22 protein-coding genes are annotated in these 24,662 nt (G+C 64.2%); 12 read left to right on the plus strand and 10 right to left on the minus strand.

Annotated elements, in window-relative coordinates; translation table 11 throughout:
* Nucleotides 1-13: 13 nt before the first annotated feature.
* The 6 genes from AB3G31_RS12955 (at nt 14) to AB3G31_RS12980 (ending at nt 6,166) form a co-directional block, all read left to right on the plus strand.
* The gene (locus AB3G31_RS12955; RefSeq protein WP_367846496.1) at nt 14-1,285 is read left to right on the plus strand and encodes a YeaH/YhbH family protein; all 1,272 of its coding nucleotides are present in this window, start codon (nt 14-16) and stop codon (nt 1,283-1,285) included.
* A 4-nt stretch (nt 1,286-1,289) separates the two neighbouring features.
* Nucleotides 1,290-2,822, plus strand: coding sequence for a SpoVR family protein (locus tag AB3G31_RS12960; RefSeq protein WP_367846497.1), 1,533 nt, complete (start codon nt 1,290-1,292; stop codon nt 2,820-2,822).
* 148 nt (nt 2,823-2,970) lie between these two features.
* Complete coding sequence (locus tag AB3G31_RS12965) at nt 2,971-3,414, plus strand: CopG family transcriptional regulator (RefSeq protein WP_367846498.1); 444 nt, start codon at nt 2,971-2,973, stop codon at nt 3,412-3,414.
* 14 nt (nt 3,415-3,428) lie between these two features.
* Nucleotides 3,429-4,541: a PHB depolymerase family esterase gene (locus tag AB3G31_RS12970; protein ID WP_367846499.1), complete on the plus strand. Its 1,113-nt coding sequence runs from the start codon at nt 3,429-3,431 to the stop codon at nt 4,539-4,541.
* 30 nt (nt 4,542-4,571) lie between these two features.
* Nucleotides 4,572-5,513, plus strand: a complete 942-nt coding sequence (locus AB3G31_RS12975; protein WP_367846500.1) for a rhodanese-related sulfurtransferase — start codon at nt 4,572-4,574, stop codon at nt 5,511-5,513.
* Nucleotides 5,514-5,554: 41 nt separating this feature from the next.
* The gene (locus tag AB3G31_RS12980) at nt 5,555-6,166 is read left to right on the plus strand and encodes a glutathione S-transferase (protein WP_367850345.1); all 612 of its coding nucleotides are present in this window, start codon (nt 5,555-5,557) and stop codon (nt 6,164-6,166) included.
* Here the strand turns inward: AB3G31_RS12980 and AB3G31_RS12985 are convergent.
* The 7 genes from AB3G31_RS12985 to AB3G31_RS13015 form a co-directional block, all read right to left on the minus strand.
* Nucleotides 6,153-7,265, minus strand: coding sequence for an acyltransferase family protein (locus AB3G31_RS12985; protein WP_367846501.1), 1,113 nt, complete (start codon nt 7,263-7,265; stop codon nt 6,153-6,155). The two genes, AB3G31_RS12980 and AB3G31_RS12985, sit on opposite strands and share 14 nt — an antisense overlap.
* 80 nt (nt 7,266-7,345) lie before the next feature.
* On the minus strand, nt 7,346-8,302 hold the full coding sequence (locus AB3G31_RS12990) for an NAD(P)H-dependent flavin oxidoreductase (protein WP_367846502.1): 957 nt from the start codon (nt 8,300-8,302) through the stop codon (nt 7,346-7,348).
* Between the two features lie 83 nt (nt 8,303-8,385).
* Nucleotides 8,386-10,176 carry an acyl-CoA dehydrogenase gene (locus tag AB3G31_RS12995; protein ID WP_367846503.1) on the minus strand — a complete coding sequence of 597 codons (1,791 nt, stop codon included), beginning with the start codon at nt 10,174-10,176 and terminating at the stop codon, nt 8,386-8,388.
* Nucleotides 10,177-10,249: 73 nt separating this feature from the next.
* Nucleotides 10,250-11,182, minus strand: coding sequence for an electron transfer flavoprotein subunit alpha/FixB family protein (locus AB3G31_RS13000; RefSeq protein WP_367846504.1), 933 nt, complete (start codon nt 11,180-11,182; stop codon nt 10,250-10,252).
* Between the two features lies 1 nt (nt 11,183).
* Nucleotides 11,184-11,933, minus strand: a complete 750-nt coding sequence (locus AB3G31_RS13005; RefSeq protein WP_367846505.1) for an electron transfer flavoprotein subunit beta/FixA family protein — start codon at nt 11,931-11,933, stop codon at nt 11,184-11,186.
* A 140-nt stretch (nt 11,934-12,073) separates the two neighbouring features.
* Complete coding sequence (locus tag AB3G31_RS13010) at nt 12,074-13,372, minus strand: mechanosensitive ion channel family protein (RefSeq protein ID WP_367846506.1); 1,299 nt, start codon at nt 13,370-13,372, stop codon at nt 12,074-12,076.
* A gap of 107 nt (nt 13,373-13,479) precedes the next feature.
* Nucleotides 13,480-14,433 carry a histone deacetylase family protein gene (locus AB3G31_RS13015; RefSeq protein WP_367846507.1) on the minus strand — a complete coding sequence of 318 codons (954 nt, stop codon included), beginning with the start codon at nt 14,431-14,433 and terminating at the stop codon, nt 13,480-13,482.
* Between the two features lie 56 nt (nt 14,434-14,489).
* On the opposite strand from AB3G31_RS13015, the gene AB3G31_RS13020 reads away from it, so the two are divergent.
* The 6 genes from AB3G31_RS13020 (at nt 14,490) to AB3G31_RS13045 (ending at nt 20,813) form a co-directional block, all read left to right on the plus strand.
* The gene (locus AB3G31_RS13020; protein WP_367846508.1) at nt 14,490-15,410 is read left to right on the plus strand and encodes an AAA family ATPase; all 921 of its coding nucleotides are present in this window, start codon (nt 14,490-14,492) and stop codon (nt 15,408-15,410) included.
* A 2-nt stretch (nt 15,411-15,412) separates the two neighbouring features.
* On the plus strand, nt 15,413-16,363 hold the full coding sequence (locus AB3G31_RS13025) for a DUF58 domain-containing protein (protein ID WP_367850346.1): 951 nt from the start codon (nt 15,413-15,415) through the stop codon (nt 16,361-16,363).
* A 49-nt stretch (nt 16,364-16,412) separates the two neighbouring features.
* Nucleotides 16,413-18,422: a transglutaminaseTgpA domain-containing protein gene (locus AB3G31_RS13030; protein ID WP_367846509.1), complete on the plus strand. Its 2,010-nt coding sequence runs from the start codon at nt 16,413-16,415 to the stop codon at nt 18,420-18,422.
* Nucleotides 18,423-18,448: 26 nt separating this feature from the next.
* A complete protein-coding gene (gene mltB, locus AB3G31_RS13035) occupies nt 18,449-19,534 on the plus strand; it encodes a lytic murein transglycosylase B (protein WP_367846510.1) in 1,086 nt (361 codons plus the stop codon).
* A 154-nt stretch (nt 19,535-19,688) separates the two neighbouring features.
* Entirely contained in the window at nt 19,689-20,234 is a 546-nt protein-coding gene (locus tag AB3G31_RS13040; protein WP_367846511.1) for a PEP-CTERM sorting domain-containing protein, read from the plus strand.
* 159 nt (nt 20,235-20,393) lie between these two features.
* A complete protein-coding gene (locus tag AB3G31_RS13045; RefSeq protein ID WP_367846512.1) occupies nt 20,394-20,813 on the plus strand; it encodes an RcnB family protein in 420 nt (139 codons plus the stop codon).
* Between the two features lie 137 nt (nt 20,814-20,950).
* On the opposite strand, the gene ilvC is transcribed toward AB3G31_RS13045, so the two are convergent.
* From ilvC to AB3G31_RS13060, 3 genes are all read right to left on the minus strand, one after another.
* Nucleotides 20,951-21,967, minus strand: a complete 1,017-nt coding sequence (gene ilvC / locus AB3G31_RS13050; protein ID WP_367846513.1) for a ketol-acid reductoisomerase — start codon at nt 21,965-21,967, stop codon at nt 20,951-20,953.
* Nucleotides 21,968-22,100: 133 nt separating this feature from the next.
* On the minus strand, nt 22,101-22,592 hold the full coding sequence (gene ilvN, locus AB3G31_RS13055; protein ID WP_315184824.1) for an acetolactate synthase small subunit: 492 nt from the start codon (nt 22,590-22,592) through the stop codon (nt 22,101-22,103).
* A gap of 156 nt (nt 22,593-22,748) precedes the next feature.
* Nucleotides 22,749-24,542 (minus strand): acetolactate synthase 3 catalytic subunit, encoded by a 1,794-nt coding sequence (locus tag AB3G31_RS13060; protein WP_367846514.1) that lies wholly within the window; start codon nt 24,540-24,542, stop codon nt 22,749-22,751.
* Between the last annotated feature and the right edge of the window lie 120 nt (nt 24,543-24,662).

Consider the following 24,662-nt stretch of genomic DNA (forward strand, 5'->3'; position numbering starts at 1 on the left):
ATCTGGAGTGCTTATGACCGTGCGCATCGTAGACCGCCGATTTGACAGCAAGCACAAAAGCTCGGTCAACCGCAGCCGCTTCATCCAGCGCTTCAAGGGCCAGATCCGCAAGGCCGTGTCCGATGCGATCAACAAGCGCGGCCTCAAGGATCTGGACAACGGCGAGAAGATCGGCATTTCGGGCCGCGACATCGGCGAGCCGCAGTTCGAGCACGGCAAAGGCGGTGTCTGGGAAACGGTGCGCCCGGGCAACGACCGGTTCTTGCGTGGCGACCAGGTGGAGCGCCCGCCCAGCGGCGGCGGCAAGGGCAGCGGCAAGGGGCAGGCCAGCCAGGACGGCGAAGGGCTGGACGAGTTCGTCTTCACCCTCACCCGCGACGAGTTTCTGGACATCTTTTTCGACGAACTGGCCCTGCCCAACCTGGTCAAGCTGCAGCTCGCCCGTATCGAACAGTACCGCCGCATCCGCGCCGGTTTTGTGCAGACCGGCGTGCCCACCAATATCAACCTCAGCCGCACCATGCGCGGCGCGGCGCTGCGGCGCATCGCCATCGGCGGGCCATACGCGGCGCAGCTGCGGGCGCTGGAAGCCGAGCTGATGGAGCTGCTGGGCACCCGCCCCGAAGGGGACCCCGAGGTCGAGCAAACCCGCCGCGACATCGCCAAGCTGCGCGCCAAGATCGAGGCCGTGCCCTTTGTGGACACCTACGACCTGCGCTACAACAACCGGGTGCGCGTGCCCCAGCCGACCACCCAGGCGGTGATGTTCTGCCTGCTGGACGTGTCGGGCTCGATGGACGAGGGCCGCAAGAACGTGGCCAAGCGCTTCTTCATGCTGCTGTATTTGTTTTTGACGCGCAACTACGAGCGCATCGAAGTGGTGTTCATCCGCCACCACACGGTGGCCACCGAGGTGGACGAAGACGACTTCTTCACCTCGCGCGAGTCGGGCGGTACGGTGGTGTCGAGTGCCCTGAAGCTGATGCACGAGATCATCGTCGCCCGCTACCCCAGCAACGCCTGGAACATCTACGGGGCGCAGGCCTCGGACGGCGACAACTGGCACGACGACTCGCCCCGCTGCAAGGCCTTGCTGGAGGAATCCATCCTGCCGCTGACCCAGTTTTTTGCCTACATCGAAATCACCGACGGTCCGCCACAAAACCTGTGGGAGGAATACCAAAAGTTGGCAGCTGGCCAGCAAGGCAAGTTCGCCATGCAGCGCATCGCCACCGTGGCCGACATCTACCCCGTCTTCCGAGAGTTGTTCAAACGCAGGGCCTGACCCCATGACCAAGTCGAAACTCCTCCCCACCGGCTCCGAATGGACATTTGAGGCCATCGAAGAGTACGACCAGGCCATCGGGGAGGTCGCCCGCCGCTACCAGCTCGACGGCTACCCGCACCTGCTCGAAATCATCAGCGCCGAGCAGATGATGGACGCCTACGCCTCCATCGGCATGCCGGTCTACTACCACCACTGGTCCTTCGGCAAGCACTTTCTGGCCACTGAAAACCGCTACAAGCGCGGCCAGATGGGCCTGGCGTACGAGATCGTCATCAACTCCGACCCCTGCATCGCCTACCTGATGGACGAAAACACCCTGCCCATGCAGGCGCTGGTGATCGCCCACGCGGCCTATGGGCACAACTCGTTCTTCAAGGGTAACCACCTGTTCAAGCAGTGGACCAGCGCCGACGCCATCGTCGACTACCTGGTGTTCGCCCGCAAATACATCGCCCAGTGCGAAGAGCGCTTTGGCATGGAAGCAGTAGAGCAGCTGCTGGACGCCTGCCACGCCCTGAGCAACCTGGGTGTAGACCGCTACAAGCGCTCGCCCCGGCTGTCCCTGGAAAAAGAAACCACCCGCATCAAAGAGCGTGCCGACTACCTGCAAGCCCAGGTCAACGACCTGTGGCGCACCCTGCCGCCGCGCGCCGAGACCGAAGAAACCCGCGAAGAAAAGCGCTTCCCGCTGGAGGCCGAAGAAAACCTGCTGTACTTTGTGGAAAAAAACGCGCCCCTGCTGGAGCCCTGGCAGCGTGAGGTGGTGCGCATCGTGCGCAAGATCGGCCAGTACTTCTACCCCCAGCGCCAGACCCAGGTGATGAACGAAGGCTGGGCCACCTACTGGCACTACACCCTGCTCAACACCCTGTACGACGAAGGCCGCCTGGGCGACGGCTTCATGCTGGAGTTTTTACAGTCGCACACCAATGTGGTCTACCAGCCGCCCTACAACAGCCCGCATTTTTCGGGCATCAACGTGTATGCGCTGGGCTTTGCGATGTGGCGCGACATCCGCCGCATCTGCGAAGAGCCCACCGACGAAGACCGCGCCTGGTTCCCCGACATTGCGGGCACGCCGTGGCGCAAGGCTTTTGACTTTGCGATGCACAACTTCAAGGACGAAAGCTTCATCGCCCAGTACCTGAGCCCGAAGTTGATGCGGGAATTCCGCTTGTTCTCGGTGCTGGACGACGACAGCCGCAAAACCCTCGACATCCAGAGCATCCACGACGACAGTGGCTTTCGCGCCCTGCGCCAGCAATTGTCCGAACAGTACGACCTGGGCAACCGCGAGCCCAACATCCAGGTCTGGAACGTGGACCTGCGCGGCGACCGCTCGCTGACCTTGCGCCACTTCGCCCACCAGCGCCGCCCGCTGGGCGATTCCAGTGCCACCGTGCTCAAACACATGGCCACGCTGTGGGGCTTCAACGTGCGGCTGGAGCGGCAAAACGCCGACGGCAGCGTCTCGTTGGTGGCCGAGCACCAGAGCGAAAAACGCCGCCGCAGCGACGTCAAAAAGAACCCCTGAGCACTTTGCTCCTGTTTGTATAGCTGCTTGTGCTGATGGAATAAGCGCAGGAGTCTGATTTTTTATCTATTTTCGGTAGCCATTTCAGCAAAGCGGTATTTATTTATCCATCCGTACACCATCCAACCGGATGGTTTAAACTCCAGGCATGCCCTCTAAAGCCATCGCCTCCACCAGCCCAGCGCAGCCTGCCGTCAGGTCCAAGTTACCCGACTCGGAAAAAATCACCATCAATCTCGGTTTCGTGGACCTGGGCCATATCGACCTGCTGGTCGCCGAGAGCTTTTACGCCAACCGCACCGACTTCATCCGCACGGCGATACGCAACCAGTTGGCCACGCACTCCGATGCGGTCAAGCAGGTCGTCGCCCGCAAGATGCTGGTGCTGGGCCTGCAGCATTTCAGCCAGGCCGACCTGCTGGCCGTGCAGGCCGCAAACCAAAAACTACAGATCCGCGTGTTGGGTCTGGCCTGTATTGCCCCCGACGTATCGCCCGAACTGGCACTGGCCACTATCGACACCCTGGAAGTGCTGGGATCTCTGCAAGCCAGCCCCGAAGTCAAAGCCGCCTTGGCCCACCGTTTGATCTAAACCCGAAAGAATCCATGAGCGCCCTCTTCAAAAAACTCATCCAGGAAGCCACCCGGCTGACCCGCCATGGCAGCCTGCAGGACGCCACCCGCGCCATCCAGCAGGCGCTGGGCCGCGCTAGTGCGGCATCCAAGCCGCCCGCCGCCTCCGCCTGGAAAAACGACAGCGACACCATCGACGTGGTGGCACGCCCCATCCCGCAGCCGGTGTCAGAACCCGTGCGCCCGCTGCACACCCCACTGGAGCCCGCCTCCAACGATGGCCCCGGCGAATTCACCGAGGCCACGTTTGCCCACGCAGGCACCACCCGCAGCTACAAGCTCTACACCCCGCCGCACGCCATTGCCCAACCGGCGCAACCCTTGCCGCTGGTACTGATGCTGCACGGCTGCACCCAGAACCCCGACGACTTCGCCACGGGCACGGGCATGAACGCGCTGGCGCTGGCGCACGGCTTCGTGGTGGTCTACCCCGCGCAAAACCAGAAGGCCAACGCCCAGCGCTGTTGGAACTGGTTCACCCCCGCCGACCAGCAGCGCGACACCGGCGAAGCCGCCTGGCTGGCCGCCCTGGTCCACCAGGTCACCCAACTGCGTGCCATCGACCCAGACCGCGTCTACGTAGCCGGCCTGTCCGCAGGCGGTGCCATGGCCAGCATCCTGGGCCACACCCACCCCGACGTGTTTGCCGCCGTGGGCGTGCATTCCGGCCTGGCCTGCGGCGTGGCCAGCAACGTGATCGGCGCCCTGTCGGTCATGAAAAATGGCCGTACCGCCGCCGCGGCCACCTCCAAAACATCCAAGCTCCCCACCATCGTCTTCCACGGCGATGCCGACAAAACCGTGCACCCGCACAACGCCGAAGCCGTGCTGCAAACCGCCATCGGCCAAGCCACCACCACCGCCCAGATGAGCAAGGGCAGTGCCGCCCGCGGCCAAAGCTACACCCGTACCACCTACCAAACCCCCAATGGCAGCAGCATCGCTGAAAACTGGACCCTGCACGGCGCGGGCCATGCCTGGTCGGGCGGTAGCGCCAAAGGCAGCTACACCGACCCGCTGGGCCCGGACGCCTCGGCCGAGATGTGGCGCTTCTTTGCGGAGCACCCGCGCAAGCCGGTGCACTAAACTGCCGCCCCTGCCTTCGTCTGGGTCCGTATGCCTGAATTTCTAACCGCCGCCTTCTACCAATTCGTCGCCCTGCCCGACTACACGGCCCTGCAAGCCCCGCTGCAGGCCTGCTGCGAGGCGCACGGGGTCAAAGGCATGGTGCTGCTGGCCACCGAGGGCATCAACGGCACCATCGCCGGGCCGCCGGATGGCGTGCGCGCCGTGCTGGCCTGGCTGCGCAGCGACCCGCGGCTGGCAGCTTTGCAGCACAAAGAGGCCCACGCCCAGCACGATCCGTTTTACCGCATGAAGGTGCGGCTCAAGCGCGAAATCGTCACACTGGGCGTGCCGGGCGTCGACCCGACCCAGCTGGCCGGGCAGTACGTAAAACCGGCCGACTGGAACGCGCTGATCAGCGACCCGGACGTGGTGGTGGTCGATACCCGCAACGACTACGAGGTGGCCATCGGCAGCTTTGAAGGCGCGCTCAACCCGCACACCCGCAGCTTTGCCGAGCTGCCCGAATGGGTGGAGCAAGCCCGCGCCGAGGGCCAGCCGCTGGCCGATTCCCCGCGCAAGCCCAAGGTCGCCATGTTCTGCACCGGTGGCATCCGCTGCGAAAAGTCCACCGCCTACCTGCGCGCCCAGGGCTTTGACGAGGTCTACCACCTCGAAGGCGGCATCCTGAAATATTTGGAGACCGTGCCCGAGGCCGACAGCCTGTGGCGCGGCCAGTGCTTTGTATTTGACGAGCGCGTCTCGGTAGGCCACGGCCTGGTGCCGGGCGGGCTGGAGCTGTGCCGCTCCTGCCGCCACCCGCTGACCGAAGTCGATCTGGCATCGCCCCAGTTCGAGCGCGGCGTGGCATGCGCCCGCTGTGCCGACCAGACCACCGAGGCCCAAAAACAAGGCTTTCGCGAGCGCGAGCGGCAAATGGCGCTGGCGCACGCGCGCCAGACGCTGCACGTGGGCGCCAAGCAGAAGAACTAGTGCACCCCGTCCTTTATTCCTTCCGCCGCTGCCCCTACGCCATGCGGGCGCGGCTGGCGCTGGCGGTGGGCGGCCAAACGGTGGAACTACGCGAAGTGGTGCTGCGCCACAAGCCGCCCGAGCTGCTGGCGGCATCCCCCAAGGGCACGGTGCCGGTGCTGGTGCTGCCCGATGGCAGCGTCATCGACCAAAGCCTGGACATCATGCGTTGGGCATTGGCGCACCACGACCCTGCAGGCTGGCTGCAGCCGCCGCTGGACGAGATGCTGGCGCTGATTGCGGCAGTGGACGGCCCCTTCAAACACCACCTGGACCGCTACAAATACCCGGGGCGCTATGAAGACGATAGCTGCTCACGCCCACCAGATGGGCACAGGGGTGCGTTGGGGCATATGGTTTCTGGTTGGGAGCAGCGCCTGGCCGGGCAACCCTACCTGTTCGGCCCGCAGCCTGCGCTGGCGGATATGGCGATCGCGCCGTTCGTGCGCCAGTGCGCCCACGTCGATGCGGCCTGGTTTGCCGCCCAGCCCTGGCCACGGGTCCAAAAGTGGCTGGCAGACTTTGAAAACTCCGCCTTGTTTGTGCAGGTGATGCAGAAAGTGGTGCCGTGGGAATCGGGCAGCGCGGGCGTGCCCTTTCCTACAGCGCCTTGAGCCCCATCAGCAGCAGCCCTGCCGCCAAAAAGCTCCCCTGCAGGCGCAAGGCCGAGGGCATGCTGATCAGGCGGGTTTCCACGTTGCGGTACAGCCACTGGCCCGAGCGCAGCGACAGCGCAAACGCCAGCAGCATGCCGGCCGCATTCATCCACGGCTGGGTGGGGAAATACTGGGCAAACACGGTGTTGACCAGCAGGCATACCGAAAAATGCACCAAAAACACCGAGTACGACATTTGCCCCAGGCGCTGCACGCGCGGCAGCGGCGACCACTGGCGCGCCCAGGGACTGGCCTGCAATACGCCCAGCACCAGGGCCGTGACCAGGGCCACGGCGATACGTTCGCGGTAGTCCAGCGCCAATGCGCCCAGACCCAGCACGGCCAAGGCCACCAGCCAAGCCCAGGGCCGGGCACTGCGCCCCGCCCAGAACGCCAGCATGCCCAGGCCATAGGCACCGGCAAAGTACAGGCCCAGGGTGTCGAAATTCGCGTCCAGGTTGAAGTACAGCAACGAGGCGCTGGTCAGCCCCACCACCAGCAACGGGGCCAGCCAACGGGCCGACCACACCCGGGCAAAGCTGAAGACCAGCACCGCCAGTACAAACAGCTGGAAGTCGATGGCCACGTACCACACCCCCGCGGACAGGGCCTCATAGCCCAGCAGATCCTGCAGCATGAACACATGGGCCAGCAACTGGGGCAGCGAAGGCTCAGACGGGATGGACGGGTGCTCCATGCCGTAGCGCGCCACCTCGGCCGCCAGCAGGCCAAACAGCAGCGCTGCCAGGTATGGGGTGGACAGCCGCACAAAGCGCCGCTGCACCTGCTGCCAGGAGCCCTCAAACCGGGCCACGCCCTCAGGGGCCAGGGTGCTGGCCGCCAGATAGCCGCCCAGCACCAGAAACACCTGCACCGCCATGCGGCCATAGCTGAACAGCCAGTCCATCAGTTCGCTGGCCAGCGGGTAGGCGGTGGTCGACATGGGCCCGTAGAACACCAGGTGGTGGGCCACGATGAGCATGCAGGCCAGGCCTTTGAGAACATCCAGCAAGGGAATGCGGGAAGCTCGGGAAGTGCGGGGTGTAGAAATCGGCATCGTCACAAAAAACGCCCGCCCGCCGCTGGCAGTGCAGCGGCGGGCGGACCGGTATCAGAGGCGCAGCGCGCCGGAAAAAATCAGGAACACAGCCGGGCTTTGGCCTCGGCGTATTCGCGGGAGAGTTGGGCGACATAGTCGGCCACAGGCTGGATTTTACGGACTGCGCCAATACCTTGCCCGCAGCCCCAAATATCCTTCCAGGCCTTGGCTGCCGTGTCGCCGCCAAAATTCATCTTGGTGGGGTCGCTTTCGGGCAGATGGTCCGGGTCCAGGCCCGCCGCGCGGATCGAGGGCGCCAGGTAGTTGCCGTGCACGCCGGTGAACAGGTTGCTCAGCACGATGTCGTCCGAATCGCCGTCCACCACGGCCTGCTTGTAGGCCAGTGCGGCCCGCGCTTCGGTGGTGGCGATGAAAGCCGAGCCGATGTAGGCAAAGTCAGCGCCCATGGCCTGGGCCGCCAGCACCGCGCCGCCGGTGGCGATGGAGCCGCTCAGGGCCAGCGGGCCGTCAAACCATTCGCGGATTTCCTGGACCAGCGCAAACGGGCTCTTGATGCCCGCATGGCCGCCCGCGCCGGTGGCCACGGCGATCAGGCCGTCGGCACCCTTTTCGATCGCCTTGTGGGCAAACTTGTTGTTGATGATGTCGTGCAGCACCACGCCGCCGTAGCTGTGGGCGGCGGCGTTGATGTCCTCGCGCGCCCCCAGCGAGGTGATGACGATGGGCACCTTGAACTTCACGCAGGCCTGCATGTCGTGCTCCAGCCGGTCGTTGGACTTGTGCACGATCTGGTTGATGGCAAATGGCGCCGCGGGTTTGTCGGGGTGCGCCAGGTTGTAGGCCGCCAGGGTTTCGGTGATCTCGGCCAGCCAGTCGTCCAGCTGCGCCGCCGGGCGGGCGTTCAGCGACGGCATGGAGCCCACCACCCCGGCGATGCACTGCGCAATCACCAACTGCGGCGTGCTGACGATGAACATCGGCGAAGCGATGATGGGCAGTGGCAAGGCGCTCAGAGCAGCGGGAAGCTTGGACATTTCATCTCCAGATTGTTTTTTTATAAGAAATCAGGCTCTAGCGCTTATTCCATCAGCGTAGCAAGCTACTTAATATGTAGCAATCAATACGCATCCAAAGCCAGAGCCGTCACGCTGTCGGCGCCTTCCACGATGCTGTCGCGCAGGCTTTGGGCGGCCACCAGCACGTGGTCGGCGTAGAAGCGCGCGGTGCTGATCTTGGCCTGCATGAAGGCGGTGTCTTCGCCCTTGGCCAGCAGCTCTTCGGCCACCAGCAGCGAGCGCGCCAGTTGCCAACCGGCCACCAGCTTGCCCGCCAGCATCAGGTAGGGCACGCTGCCCGCAAACACGGCGTTGGGCTGGGCTTTGGCCTGGGTCACCACAAAGGTCACCACGTCCAGGAAGGCGGTGCGGGCGGCCTTCAGGCGCTTGGCCACGGCCACTGCATTGGCGCTGCCGCTCTGGGCCAGCGCGGTCTCGGTCACCACGATCTGGCGTGCGATGGCCTTGGCCGTGGCACCGGCATCGCGCAGGGTCTTGCGGCCCACCAGGTCGTTGGCCTGGATGGCGGTGGTGCCCTCGTAAATGGTCAGGATCTTGGCGTCGCGCAGGTACTGGGCGGCACCGGTTTCTTCAATGAAGCCCATGCCGCCATGCACCTGCACGCCCAGCGAGGCTACATCCAGGCTCATTTCGGTGCTGTAGCCCTTGACCAGCGGCACCAGGAATTCATACATCGCCTGGTTTTGCTGGCGGGTCTCGGCTTCGGGGTGGTGGTGGGCCGTGTCGTAGGCCGCCGCCGCCGCCATGGCCATGGCGCGGCAGCCCTGGGTGTGGCCGCGCATGGTCATCAGCATGCGCTGCACGTCAGGGTGGTGGATGATGGCCACGCTGGCCTTGATGCTGCCATCCACCGGGCGGCTTTGCACCCGGTCTTTGGCAAACTGCACCGCGGTCTGGTAGGCCCGCTCGGCCACCGCAATGCCCTGCACGCCCACGGCGTAGCGGGCGGCGTTCATCATGATGAACATGTATTCCAGGCCGCGGTTTTCCTCGCCCACCAGGAAGCCCACGGCACCGCCGTGGTCGCCATACTGCAGCACGGCGGTGGGGCTGGCCTTGATGCCGAGCTTGTGCTCAATGCTGACGCAGTGCACGTCGTTGCGCGCCCCCAGCGTGCCGTCGGCATTGACCATGAATTTGGGTACTACAAACAGGCTGATGCCCTTGACGCCCTCGGGCGCGCCGCTCACCCGGGCCAGCACCAGATGGACGATGTTCTCGGCCATGTCGTGCTCGCCCCAGGTGATGTAGATCTTGGTGCCAAACACCTTGTAGCTGCCGTCGCCCTGGGGTTCGGCGCGGCTGCGCACCATGGCCAGGTCGCTACCGGCCTGCGGCTCCGTCAGGTTCATGGTGCCGGTCCATTCGCCGCTGACCAGCTTGTCCAGGTAGGTGGCCTTGAGCGCGTCGGAGCCTGCGGTCAGCAGCGCCTCGATGGCACCGTCGCTGAGCAGCGGGCACAGCGCGAAGCTCAGGTTGGCGCTGTTGCACATTTCCACGCAGGCCGCGCCAATCGACTTGGGCAGGCCCGCGCCGCCGTACTCGGCCGGGTGCTGCAGGCCCTGCCAGCCGCCTTCGGCAAACTGCTTGAAAGCGGCCTTGAAACCCGGGGTGGCGGTGACCACGCCGTCTTTCCAGGTGGAAGGGTTTTGATCGCCCACCCAGTTCAGCGGCGCCAGCACGCCCTCGTTGAATTTGGCCGCCTCTTCCAGCACCGCCTGGGCCGTGTCCAGCCCCGCGTCTTCAAAGCCAGGCAGTGCAGCGATGTGGTCGATGCGGGCCAGGTGCTGGATGTTGAACAGCATGTCTTTCAGCGGGGCGGTGTAGCTCATGGGGTGTCTCCGGAATCGAATCGATATAAAAAAAGGGCACCGCGCACGATGCCCCTTTGCACTGACCTGCGTCTTACAAGGCCTTTACAAGTTCGGGTACAGCGACGAATAAATCGGCCACCAAGCCGTAATCGGCCACGCTGAAGATCGGCGCTTCTTCGTCCTTGTTGATCGCCACGATGACCTTGCTGTCCTTCATGCCGGCCAAATGCTGGATGGCGCCGCTGATACCGGCGGCCACGTACAACTGCGGTGCCACGATCTTGCCGGTCTGGCCCACTTGCCAGTCGTTCGGGGCGTAGCCTGCGTCCACGGCAGCGCGGGATGCACCCAGGGCGGCACCCAGCTTGTCGGCCAGCGGCACCATGACTTCGTTGAACTTCTCGGCGCTGCCCAGGGCCCGGCCGCCGGACACGATGATCTTGGCGGCGGTGAGTTCGGGGCGGTCGTTCTTGGCGATTTCGCTGCCCAGGAAGCTGGATTTCCCGGCATCGGCGGCGGCAGCCAGCACTTCCACGGTGGCAGAGCCTCCGGTGGCCGCTGCCGGGTCGAAGCCGGTGGTGCGCACGGTGAGAACCTTGGTGGCATCCAGGCTTTGCACGGTGGCGATGGCGTTACCGGCGTAGATGGGGCGCTCGAAGGTATCGGCGCTGATCACCTTGGTCACGTCGCTGATCTGGCCCACGTCGAGCTTGGCAGCCACGCGGGGGGCGATGTTCTTGCCCGAGGCGGTGGCGGGGAAGACGATGTGGCTGTAGCCAGCCGCCAGCGCCAGCACCTGGGCGGTGACGTTCTCGGCCAGGCCGTGGGCAAACCCAGGCGCATCGGCGTGCAGGACTTTGGCCACACCGGCGATCTGGGCGGCAGCGGCGGCAGCACCTGCGGCGTTGCTACCAGCGATGAGGACGTGCACATCGCCTCCGCATTGGAGTGCGGCGGTAACGGTGTTCAGGGTCGCGCCTTTGACGCTGTTGTTGTCGTGTTCGGCAATGATGAGTACGGACATGTCAGATCACTTTCGCTTCGGTCTTGAGTTTGGCTACCAGGGTGGCCACGTCGGGGACTTTGATACCAGCGCTGCGTTTGGGCGGCTCGGAGACCTTCAGGGTCTTGATGCGCGGGGACACATCCACGCCCAGGTCTTCGGGCTTGAAGACATCCAACTGCTTCTTCTTGGCCTTCATGATGTTGGGCAGGGTGACGTAGCGGGGCTCGTTCAGGCGCAGGTCGGTGGTGACCACGGCGGGCAGCGAGACGCTGAGGGTTTCCAGGCCGCCGTCGACTTCGCGGGTGACGCTGGCTTTTCCATCAGCCACTTCGATCTTGCTGGCGAAGGTGGCTTGGGGCAAATCTGCCAGGGCGGCGAGCATCTGGCCGGTCTGGTTGCAGTCGTCGTCGATGGCTTGCTTGCCCAGGATGATGAGGCCGGGCTGTTCCTTGTCGACCAGGGCTTTGAGGAGCTTGGCGACGGCCAGGGGCTGCAGTTCTTCAGCCGTTTCGACCAGGATGGCACGGTCGGCACCGATGGCCATGGCGGTGCGCAGGGTCTCGGAGCACTGGGTGACACCGCAGGAGACGGCGATGATCTCGGTGACCACGCCCTTTTCCTTTAAACGAACCGCTTCTTCGACGGCGATTTCGTCAAACGGGTTCATGCTCATCTTGACGTTGGCGATGTCTACGCCCGTTCCGTCGGTTTTGACGCGGACCTTGACGTTGTAGTCAACAACGCGTTTTACAGCTACCAGGACCTTCATGTAACGGCTCCTCAAAGTTATGGAATGTAATTGTCGAGCGTGATTTTATGCCGCAACCCCAGCGGGACAGGAAAAAATAGTACGACCGTTCTTTTTTGAAATTATAAAAGGCAAACGAGACTTTGTCGCTTGCCCCCGGGTCAATTGGGCGACACCACATCCCCGGGCAGGGGTGGCTGGGCGCTTTGCAGGCGGATGCCGATCTGCTGCGCGCGCAGCGCCTGCAGGATGCGCAAGTTGATGGCGGAGCGCAGGTTGCCCTGGCCGTTTTCGGGGTCGTTGATCCAGTAGCCCAGGTGGAATTCCAGCCCCTCGGGCGCAAACTCGGCCAGGGTGGCGGCCGGTGCGGGGTCGCGCAGCACGCGGGGTTCTTGCAGGGCGGCCTCTTGCATCGCGGCCATCACCACTTCGGCAGAGCTGTGAAAACCCACGGTCACCGAGGTGGACTGTGAAATGCGGGAGTTGTTGAGCGACAGGTTTTCCACCCGCTGGATCAGCAGCATCTCGTTGGGCACGATGGATTCGCGGCCATTGGGGGCGCTGATGACGGTGTAGCGGGCATTGATGTCGGTAACCCGGCCTTCAAAGTTGTCGACCTTCACGAAGTCGCCGATGCGGATGCTGCGCTCGGCCAGAATCACAAAGCCGCTGACATAGTTGGCCGCCAGCTTCTGCAGGCCAAAGCCGATGCCTACCCCCACCGCACCGCCCAGCACCGACAGCGCGGTCAGGTCGATGCCCACCGACGACAAGGCCACCAGCAGCCCCACAAACATCAGCAGGGCCCGGGTGGCGTTGCTGATGGCTTTGCGCAGCGACAAAGCGCTGCCCGTGGCCGACTTGAGCAGCCGCCCTTCGATGGCCGCCGAAATCCACAGCGTGAAGATCAGCACCGCCCCCGCCGTCAACGCGCCCTCCACCAGGTTGCGGGCCGACAGCATGGAGCCGCCGACTTTCCACTTGAACTGGTCCAGCTCGTCCAGCAGCACCGGCAGCAGGCCACTGACCCACAGCACCATGGCCAGCCAGGCCACCCAGGAAATGGTGCGCTCCAGCAGCCGCACCACCGGCGCGTTGTGGAATGCCACCTGCAGCACCTTGACCCCGGTGCGGATCACCGCCAGCGACACCAGCACCGGCATGGCGATCTTGAACAGCGCCAGCGGAATCCACTGCTGCAGCAGCACCTCGTCCAGCAGGCCCAGGGCCAGCAAGAGCAGCGGGAACATCACGCCGTCGACGATGCGGCGGCCAAACAAAATGGACTTCTCGTCGGGTAGGCCCACCGCCCGGCGCAGCAGCCACACCAGCGTCCAGGCCAGCAGAATGCACACGCCCAGTGAGGCCAGTTCCACCAGGGCGGTGGGGCGTAACAGGGCGGCAAGCCAGCTGTCCAGATCGGTGATGGGGGCGGAGTGGGTCGCGGAAACGGGATTCATGGAGACGTTGGAGAAAACAAGGCAAAAAAGGTTCCCGGCCACGCAGCAAGAGCGTGAGCAGCTACAAATACGCTAGCACCCGCCAGGGGCCCATAATTTGCAAAGTTTTACAAATCTGCCAGCACGCGGATGTGGGCTTCGACGCTGCGGCCCAGTGCGCTCAGGTCGTAGCCACCCTCCAGGCTGCTGACGATGCGGCCTTTGGCAAAGCGGCGGGCAATGTCCTTGATGCGCATGGTGATCCACGCGTAGTCTTGCTCCACCAGCCCCATCTGGCCCATGTCGTCTTCGCGGTGCGCGTCGAAGCCGGCGCTGATGAAGATCATCTCGGGCCGGTGTTCTTCCAGGCGCGGTATCCAGACCATCTCGATCAGCTCGCGCACCTCCATGCCCTTGGTATAGGCGGGCACGGGCACGTTGACCAGGTTGGGGGCGTTCGACAGCGCGCCGCCCTCAGGGTAGAACGGATGCTGGAAGAAGCTGACCATCAGGATGCGCTCGTCCCCGGCCACGATGTTCTCGGTGCCGTTGCCGTGGTGCACGTCAAAGTCCACAATCGCCACCCGCTGCAGGCCGTGGCGCTCCAGTGCGTACTTGGCGGCAATCGCCACGTTGTTGAAAAAGCAAAAGCCGCTGGCGGTGTCGCGCCCGGCATGGTGGCCGGGCGGGCGCACCGCGCAAAAGGCGTTTTCCAGCTCGCCCGCCAGCACTGCGTCGGTGGCCGCCAGCGTGGCCCCGGCGGCGGCCAGGGCGGCGTCCCAGGTGTAGATGTTCAGGCTGGTGTCGGGGTCGACCTGCGCGTGGGTGGGGCCCCCGGCGTTGATGTCCTCGCGCAGCGTGTCGGTCAGGCCGCGCAGGGTAGAGACCAGGGTGCGGCTGTGGGCCAGCTCGATGTCGGCCAGCGCGGCAGGTGCGGCCTGCAGATGCTCCAGCGCATCGGCCACGCCGCTGATCAGCAAGCGGTCGTCAATCGCGTCCAGCCGGGCCGGGCATTCGGGGTGGCCTGCGCCCATTTCGTGTTTGCGGCAGGCGGGGTGGGTGAAGTAGCCAGTCTTGTTCACGGTGAACCGCTTTTCTTAGAAATTGGATGTCTTTAATTTTTTGGTAACGTGAAGAAATGCACGTACAAAACAAACTCAACGAACTGCTAAAACAGCTTAACACGGTGATTGTGGGCAAACCAGCGCAGGTACAGGATTGCGTGGCCTGCCTGTTGGCAGGGGGACACCTGCTGATCGAGGACGTGCCCGGCGTGGGCAAAACTACGCTGGCGCATGCGCTGGCGCGCACTTTCGGCCTGCAGTTTTCCCGCGTGCAGTTCACCGCCGACCTGATGCCCAGCGACCTCACCGGCGTGTCCATCTACGAGCGCGGCAAGGAAAGCTTTGTGTTCCACCCCGGCCCGCTGTTTGCGCAAATTCTGCTGGCCGACGAAATCAACCGCGCCAGCCCCAAAACCCAAAGCGCCCTGCTCGAGGCCATGGAAGAAAAGCAGGTCACGGTGGAGGGCGCCACCCGCCCCCTGCCCTCGCCGTTTTTCGTCATCGCCACGCAAAACCCGCTGGACCAGCTGGGCACTTTCGCCCTGCCCGAGTCGCAGCTCGACCGCTTCCTGATGCGCATCTCGCTGGGCTACCCCGACCGGGCGTCCGAGCGCCAGCTGCTCGCCGGGCAGGACCGGCGCGACCTGGTGGAGCACCTGCCCAGCCTGCTGAGGCCCGCCGAGTTGCAGCAATTGCAGCAACAGGTGCAGCAGGTCCATGCGGCCGACCCGCTGCTCGACTACGTGCAAGACCTGGTGGCCGCCACCCGCTCGGGCCGCTGGTTTGTGCAGGGCCTTAGCCCGCGTGCCGGGATTGCCGTGGTGCGGGCCGCCAAGGCCCAGGCGCTGCTCAGTGGCCGCGACTACGTGGCCCCCGACGACGTGCAGGCCATCCTGGCGCAGACCGTGGCGCACCGCCTGGTGCCGGCAGGCGATGCCGGGCGCGGCGCGGTGGCGCAGGTGCAGGCCATGATTGCGGGCACGCCCTTGCCGTGAACATGTTGCGCGCCCGCTTCCAGCGCTGGTGGCAGACGCGCACCACGCTCACCGACACCACGCTGCTGACCCAGCGCAACGTCTACATCCTGCCCACCGGCCCGGGCTGCATGCTGGCGGCCACGCTGCTGGTGCTGCTGGTGGCCAGCATCAACTACCAGCTCAACCTGGGTTATGTGCTGACCTTCCTGCTGGCCGGTTGTGCCGTGGTGGGCATGCACGTAGGCCACGCCACCCTGCGCGGCCTTACTCTGCATTTGATAGCACCTGACGCCCAGTACATGGGCGCTAGCGCCCCTATTTCCATACAGATCAGCAGCACACGCAAAACCACCCGCTACGGCATCGGCCTGGGCCTGCTGGGCAGCGGCCACTGGGCCTGGACCGACGTACCCGCCCAGGGCAGCAGCCGGGTGCAGATCGCCTTCACCCCCACCCAGCGCGGCCTGCAGCACCTACCCGCCATCACCGCCGAAACCCGCTTCCCGCTGGGCACCTTCCGCGTCTGGACCTACTGGCGGCCCGCCGCGCAACTGCTGGTCTACCCCCGCCCCGAAGCCCACCCGCCCCCGCTGCCCCCCGGCCAACCCCGCGCGGGTGGCGCCACCCACAGCGCCCCCCACGCCAGCGGCGAATTCGACGGCGTACGCCCCTACCGGCGTGGTGACCCGCTGAAACTGGTGGTCTGGAAAAAAGCCGCCAAGGCCGACGAACTGGTCAGCCGCGACAGCCAGCAGGCCCAGCGCCACGAACTCTGGCTGGACTATGCCCAGGCCGGTTCGCTGGGCACCGAAGCCAAACTCTCGCGCCTGTGCGCCTGGGTGCTGCTGGCCGACCCATTGGGGCTGGACTACGGGCTGCGCCTGCCGGGGCAGGAGATTGCGCCCAGTGCGGGCGAGGCGCACCGGCGGCGCTGCCTGGAAGCCTTGGCCCTATGCCAAATTGGCCTCTAGCGCTTATTAGACAAGCACAAGCAGCTACTTATTCCATAGCAACCACCTTATGCGCTGGCCCTCCTCTTTCACCTCCCTGTCTCACCTCCCAAGAGACAGCCGCGACACCTTGTTCCTGCTGGCGGTCATCGCCTGGGTGGTGCTACCGCAGGTGGGCAACCTGCCCGTCTGGTGCGCACTGGCCACGGCGGCGGTACTGGTGTGGCGCGGCTGGCTGGCGTGGGGCTCGCGGCCGCTGCCGTCGCGCTGGTGGCTGGCGGTGCTGCTGGGGGCGGCGCTGGCGGCCACGCTGGCCACCCACAAAACCCTGCTGGGGCGCGATGCCGGGGTGACGCTGATCGTGGTGCTGCTGGCCCTCAAAACCCTGGAGCTGCGGGCGCGGCGGGACGCGTTTGTGGTGTTCTTTCTGGGCTTTTTCACCATGCTCAGCAACTTCTTTTTCTCGCAGTCGCTGCTGACCGCCGTGGCCATGCTGGTGGCGCTGCTGGGGCTGTTGACGGCGCTGGTCAATGCCCATATGCCGAACAGTGGGCTGGTGGACCACAAGGCCCCGCTGCGCGAGGCGGCGCGCATCGCGGGCGGCATGGCGCTGCTGGGTGCGCCCATCATGGCGGTGCTGTTCGTGCTGTTTCCGCGCATGGCCCCGCTGTGGGGCGTGCCCAGCGACGCCATGGCCGGGCGCAGCGGCCTGTCTGCCAGCATGCAGGTGGGCACCATGGCCAGCCTGGCGCTGGACGACAGCATTGCCATGCGGGTGCGGTTTGACGGGGTGCCGCCCGCACAGCGCGACCTGTACTTTCGCGGCCCGGTGCTGTCGCTGTTTGATGGGCGCGAATGGCTGCCCCAGGCCCGGGACTTTGCCCGGCCCGCCGCCCGCGACCTGCAGGTATCGGGCCCGCCGGTAGGCTACCAGGTGACGCTGGAGCCCAGCAACCGCCCCTGGCTGCTGGCGCTGGAGGCCACGCCCCAGGCCCCCACCCTGCCCGCAGGCGTGTCCGCGGTGATGACCACCGACCTGCAATGGCTGGCCAGCCGCCCCACCACCGAGCTGCTGCGCTACCAGGCGCAGAGCTACCCGCAGTTCCGCTACGGCCCACCGCGGGCCAACCTGGACCTGCAACGCTATGTCGATCTGCCCCCCGGCTTCAACCCGCGCACCCTGCAACTGGCCGCCGACCTGCGCCGCGCCCAGCCCGGAGCCGATACCGCCGCACTGGTGCAAACCGTGCTGACCCGCCTGCGCACGGGTGGCTACCTCTACACGCTGGAGCCCGGCCTGTACGGGCGCGACACGGCCGACGAATTCTGGTTCGACCGCAAAGCGGGCTTTTGCGAGCACATCGCCTCGTCCTTCGTGGTGCTGATGCGGGCGCTGGACATCCCCGCGCGCGTCGTCACCGGCTACCAGGGCGGCGAATTGAACGGTGTCGACGGCTTCTGGGTGGTGCGCCAAAGCGATGCCCACGCCTGGGCCGAGGTGTGGAGCAGCGGCCAGGGCTGGACCCGGGTGGACCCTACCGGCGCAGTGTCACCCGGCCGCGTGGGCAGCTTTACCCGGCTGCAGGCCCCGCGCGGCGCCATTGCCAACACCCTGGCCAACGTCAGCCCCGACACCGCCCGGCGCCTGCGCGCCGCCTGGGATGCGCTCAACAACGGCTGGAACCAGTGGGTGCTGAACTACAGCCAAAGCCAGCAACTCAACTTGCTGAAGAACATCGGTTTCGACAGCCCCGAGTGGGAAGACCTGGGCAAGCTGCTGGCCGGTCTGCTGGTGCTGGCCAGCCTGGGCGGGGCCGCCTGGGCCCAGTGGGAGCGCCGCCAGCACGACCCCTGGCTGCGCCTGCTGGAGCAAGCCCGGCGCAAGATGGCCAAAACCGGTATTGCCGTGCCGCCCAGCGCTGCGCCGCGGCAGATGGCCGCGCTGGTGGCAGACCGACCCGCCCTGCGCGACTGGTTGCTGCAAATGGAACACCTGCGTTACGCCCCGCCCAACCCCGATCGCCCGGACAAGCTGGTGGCACTGCGGCGGGCATTCAAACGCCTGGTGTGGCCGCGCTAGACTCCTGCGGTCACCTTTCCATTCCCATGCACAAACTTCTCCCGATTGCTCTCGTTTTAATAGCTGCTTGCGCTCTTCCCGTAAGCGCCAAAGCCCTCAAAGGCATAAAAACCAAAACAAGCGCCAACGCCACCCCCAGCGGCCCGCTGTACGCCAGCCGCGAGGATGTGATGGCCATCGCCGAAGACATCGCCGAGCGCCGCGGCCTGGACCCAGCCTGGGTGCACCGGATGCTGGCGCAGGCCCGCTTCATCCCCAGCGTGCCGCGCCTGATGGCCCCGGCCCCCACCGGGACGGTGAAGAACTGGAAGCTCTACCGCAGCCGCTTCATCGACCCGGTGCGCATTGCCGCCGGGGTGCGCTTCTGGCAGGCCAACCGCGCCACGCTGGATCGGGCCGAAAAGGAATTTGGCGTGCCGGCCGAAATCATCGTCGGCATCCTCGGCGTGGAGACGATCTACGGGCAGAACATGGGCAACTTCCGGGTGCTGGACGCGCTGGCCACGCTGGCCTTCGACTTTCCCGCCAGCCACCCGCGCGCCCAGGAGCGCAGCGCCTACTTCAAGGGCGAGCTGGAGCAGTACCTGAGTCTGACCCAGCGCGCCGACATCGACCCCCTGAGTTTGCGCGGCAGCTACGCCGGGGCCATGGGCCTGGGCCAGTTCATGCCCACCAGCTGGGTGAACTTTGCGGTGGACTTTGACGGTGACAGCCGGGTCGACCTGTTCAACAGCCCGGCCGACGCGATTGGCTCGGTGGCCAACTACTTCAAGGCCTTCCACTGGCAGAGCGGCATGCCGGTGTTCTACCCGGTGCAGTTCGACCCCAAAACCGTGGACATGGACGCGCTGCTGGCCCCGGACATCCTGCCCACCTTCAGCGTGGCCCGCTTCCAGGCCCTGGGCGCCGTGCTGGACGGCCCGGCCCTGCAGCACACCGGCCCACTGGCGTTGGTAGAGCTGCAAAACGGTGGGGACGCGCCACAGTATGTGGCGGGCACCGAGAACTTCTACGCCATCACCCGCTACAACTGGAGCAGCTACTACGCCATGGCGGTGTTTGAACTGGGGCAAGAAGTGGCAGCCGCGGTGAAGGCCAAAACCGGGCCGTAAACCGCCAGGTCGGGTGTGGTAGGCCCGACACCCTGGAAGCTCGACTAAGTCACGAAAACCGGCTTCATTATCCTGAAACCTATAGTTTTCAATAGCTTACGCGTGGCCTCGTGTAACACTACGTAACAGCAGCTTACACAACCACAGGACTACCATGCGCTTTTTACCGAAATTACTGGCCACTTCCCTTATCGCTTTTGCGGGCATGGCCAGCGCCACCGTCGTGACTTTTGAGGACCTCAACGGCAGCGGTGTGCTGGCATCCAACTACGCCGGGCTCACCTGGGGCGCGGGCTGGAACTACTACGACTCGGCGCAGTCGCCTTACAACCCCTCCTCGGGCAAAACCCGCATCTACAACAACGACAGCCCCACCACCGACGGGTTCAAATTCTCCAGCGATGTCATTTTTGACGGGGCCTATTTCGCGGGTTACCAAGAAGCCGGTTTTGAACTGTTCAACGACGGCCAACTGGTGTTTACCTCGTCCCTGCTGGGCTTGTCGGATACGCCCAGCTTTCTGTCTTCGGGTTATGCAGGCTTGGTGGACGAAGTGCGGCTGACCGTCAGCAACGGCGCCTTTGTCATGGACGACGTGACCTACCACACCGCCGCCAACAACGTCCCGGAACCCAGTTCACTGGCTTTGATGGGCCTGGGTCTGGTCGGATTGATCGTGGCAAAGCGCCGCAAGGTCTGAGCGGACCGGTCCGCCCCCCAAAGCGCCCCGCGGGGCGCTTTTTTCATGGGCCCGCGCAGAGAGAACCCGGCAGTAAACACCCCGTAAAGCGGGCCTTCTCCTACAGGCGAACATCGGATCTTCCGCTCCAATGGGTTTAACACCCAGAAGGAGTTCTTCATGAAAAAAACAGCATTCGTAGCCGCCCTCACCGCGGCCTCTTTGGCTATCAGCGGCCTGGCTTTTGCCCAAGGCAACGGCCATGGCGGAGACGAGTTTCAACGCAAAAACCAGCAGCACGAGCAGGCCCACAACCGGCCCAACAACAACCGTGGCCCCGGCCCACAGCGCATGCCCGAGCCGCACCGCAATGGCCCCGACTTTGCGCAAGAGCGCGGCGCTGGCCCCGAGCACAATTTCCGCCGCGGTGGCCGTCTGCCCAGCCAGTACCGCAACAACCAGTATGTCGTCGACAACTGGCGTGACCACCACCTGAGCGCGCCTCCCCGCGGCTACCACTGGGTGCAAACCGGCGGTGACTACGTGCTGATTGCCATCACCACCGGCATCATCGCGCAGATCCTGCTGGGCAATTACTGAGATACCAAGGACAAAATATGGCCCCCGTGCTGATTCCACCAGCACGGGAAGCTACTATTTAGATAGCAAAAAAAAGGCCTGCCCACCGTGAAGTGGACAGGCCTTTGGCCATTTCCGGCGCCGGGGCGCCGTCGTGCTTAGTTGCGGGTCTGGTCGACCAGCTTGTTCTTGGCGATCCAAGGCATCATGGCGCGCAGCTGGGCACCGACAACTTCGATCTGGTGCTCGGAGGTCAGGCGGCGGCGGCTGATCAGCGTAGGAGCGCCGGCCTTGTTTTCCAGGATGAAGCTCTTGGCGTATTCGCCGGTCTGGATGTCTTTCAGCACTTGCTTCATGACTTGCTTGGTCTCTGCCGTCACGATGCGCGGGCCGGTGACGTATTCGCCGTATTCGGCGTTGTTGGAGATCGAGTAGTTCATGTTGGCGATGCCGCCTTCATAGATCATGTCGACGATCAGCTTCAGCTCGTGCAGGCATTCGAAATAGGCCATTTCAGGCGCGTAACCGGCTTCCACCAGGGTTTCGAAACCGGCCTTGATCAGCTCGACCGCACCACCGCACAAGACGGCTTGTTCGCCGAACAAGTCGGTTTCGGTTTCTTCGCGGAAGTTGGTTTCAATGATGCCGGACTTGCCGCCACCGTTGGCCATGGAGTACGACAGCGCCATTTGCAGCGACTTGCCGGACTTGTCCTGGTACACCGCCACCAGGTGGGGCACGCCGCCGCCTTGGGCGTAGGTACCGCGCACGGTGTGGCCAGGAGCTTTGGGAGCGACCATCCACACGTCCAGATCGGCGCGGGGGCTGACCAGACCGTAGTGCACGTTGAAACCGTGGGCGAACACCAGGGCCGCACCTTGCTTGATGTTGGGGTGCACGTCAGCGGCGTAGACCGAGGCGATTTGCTCGTCGGGCAACAAGATCATGACCACGTCAGCGGACTTGACGGCTTCTGCCACTTCGGCAACCTTCAGGCCGGCCTTGCCAACCTTGTCCCACGAAGCGCCACCCTTGCGCAGACCGACCACGACGTTCACGCCGCTGTCGTTCAGGTTTTGCGCGTGGGCATGGCCCTGGCTGCCGTAGCCGATGATGGCGACTGTCTTGCCCTTGATCAGGCTGAGGTCGCAGTCTTTGTCGTAATAAACTTTCATGATCTTCTTTCAGAAAAAATAAAGGGTTTGGCGAAATGCCCATCGACAGGCCCAGGGCGAACGTTTACCGCAATCGCCAAAAATAGTCCGTTCGCGTTGAGCCCGTCAAAACGCGCGTACGGACAACTCAACACTAAACCCGCAGGATGCGTTCACCGCGCCCGATGCCGCTGGCACCGGTACGCACGGTCTCCAAGATCGCACTGCGGTCCATGGCTTCCAGGAAAGCGTCGTTCTTGCCCTGGTCGCCGGTCAGCTCGATGGTGTAGCTCTTTTCGGTCACATCGATGATGCGGCCGCGGAAGATGTCGGCCATGCGCTTCATTTCTTCGCGCTCTTTGCCCACGGCACGCACCTTGACCATCATCAACTCGCGCTCGGTGTAGGCACCTTCGGTCAGATCGACCACCTTGACCACCTCGATGAGGCGGTTCAGGTGCTTGGTGATCTGTTCGATCACGTCGTCGGAGCCGGAAGTCTGGATGGTCATGCGCGACAGTGTCGCGTCTTCGGTGGGAGCCACCGTGAGCGACTCGATGTTGTAGCCCCGGGCAGAGAACAGGCCCACGACGCGGGAAAGAGCACCGGGCTCGTTTTCCAGCAAGACAGCAATGATGTGTTTCATAAGACTAGATTCCTCTTTTCGCTGCCCTCCCCCGCACACGGTAATGTGCGGGCTCGGCAAGCAATAGATTCGTCAGAAAGTTGATTTACTATGGAATTGATAGCTGCTACCGCTTATTGGATAAGCGGTGAAGCCTGATTTGACTTACAAGCCGAATTACAGATCCTCGCTGCCCAAAAGCATCTCGGTAATGCCCTTGCCGGCCTGCACCATCGGGAACACGTTCTCGGTGGGGTCGGTGCGGAAGTCCATGAACACCGTGCGGTCCTTGAGCTTGCGGGCTTCGCGCAGGGCGGGCTCCACATCTTCGGGGCGCTCGATCAGCATGCCGACGTGGCCATAGGCCTCTGCCAGCTTGACGAAGTTGGGCAATGCGTCCATGTAGCTGCTGCTGTAGCGGCCAGCGTATTCCACCTCTTGCCACTGGCGCACCATGCCCAGGTAGCGGTTGTTCAGCGAGACGATCTTGATCGGCGTGTTGTACTGCAGGCAGGTAGACAGCTCCTGGATGCACATCTGCACCGAGCCTTCGCCGGTAATGCAGAACACTTCGCTGTCGGGCTTGGCCAGCTTGACACCCATGGCGTAGGGAATGCCCACGCCCATGGTGCCCAGACCGCCGGAATTGATCCAGCGGCGGGGTTCGTCAAAACGGTAGTACTGCGCAGCCCACATCTGGTGCTGGCCCACGTCGGAGGTGATGTAGGTGTCGGCATCCTTGGTCATGTCCCACAGGGTTTGCACCACGTACTGGGGCTTGATCACGTCGGGCGAACCCATGCTGAACTTCAGGCAGTTGCGGCTGCGCCAGCCTTCGATCGTGTCCCACCAGCTGCCCAAGGCATCGGCATCGGGCTTGGTGGCCGACTCTTTGATCATGGCGATCAACTCGGTCAGCACTTCTTTCACGTCGCCCACGATGGGCACATCGACCTTGACGCGCTTGGAAATGCTCGACGGGTCGATGTCGATATGGATGATCTTGCGCTCGTTCTGCGCGAAATGCTTGGTATTGCCGATCACGCGGTCGTCAAAGCGGGCACCGACGGCCAGCAGCACGTCGCAGTGCTGCATGGCGTTGTTGGCCTCAATCGTGCCGTGCATGCCCAGCATGCCCAGGAACTTCTTGTCGCTGGCGGGGTAGGCGCCCAGGCCCATCAAGGTGTTGGTGCAGGGATAGCCCAGCATGTCCACCAGGGTGCGCAGCTCTTGCGAGGCATTACTCAGCAAGACACCGCCGCCGGTATAGATGTAGGGACGCTTGGCGGCCAACAGCAGCTGCAAGGCCTTGCGGATCTGACCGCCGTGGCCTTTGCGCACCGGGTTGTACGAGCGCATGCTGATGGACTCGGGGTAGCCGTGGAAGGGTGTCTTCTTGAAGGACACGTCTTTCGGAATGTCCACCACCACCGGGCCGGGGCGGCCGGTGCGGGCAATGTGGAAGGCTTTTTTCAGCGTCTCGGCCAGATCGCGCACGTCTTTCACCAGAAAGTTGTGCTTGACGATGGGACGGGTGATGCCGACGGTGTCGCATTCCTGGAAAGCATCCAGGCCAATGGCGTGCGTAGGCACCTGGCCACTGATGATCACCATGGGGATGCTGTCCATGTAGGCGGTGGCAATGCCGGTGACGGCATTCGTCAGGCCGGGGCCGGACGTAACCAGCGCCACGCCCACATCGCCGGTGGCGCGGGCATAGCCGTCGGCGGCGTGCACGGCTGCTTGCTCGTGGCGCACCAGCACATGCTGGATGGTGTCTTGTTTATAGAACGCGTCGTAGATGTAAAGAACTGCGCCACCGGGGTAACCCCAGATGTGCTTGACGTTCTCGGCCTGGAGGCACTTCACCAGAATCTCGGCACCCATGAGCTCGACAGGAGCGGGGCGCGCGGTGGTGGAAGAAGAGGATGCTGCGGCGGCCGAAGCGATTTCGGCTTTGTTGATTTCCATGATGAACCTTTGTGAATTTCTCTAACGAAATACCTTGGGTGCCCCTTCACGCACTCTTTTGGAGTTGTGTCGGAACTTAAGACCAAAGCCATGGGCGAGCTGCTTGCATCGCCGAACCAT

Origin of the sequence: Rhodoferax sp. WC2427, assembly GCF_040822085.1 — a bacterium.
In the GTDB taxonomy this organism is placed as follows: Bacteria; Pseudomonadota; Gammaproteobacteria; order Burkholderiales; family Burkholderiaceae_C; genus Rhodoferax_B.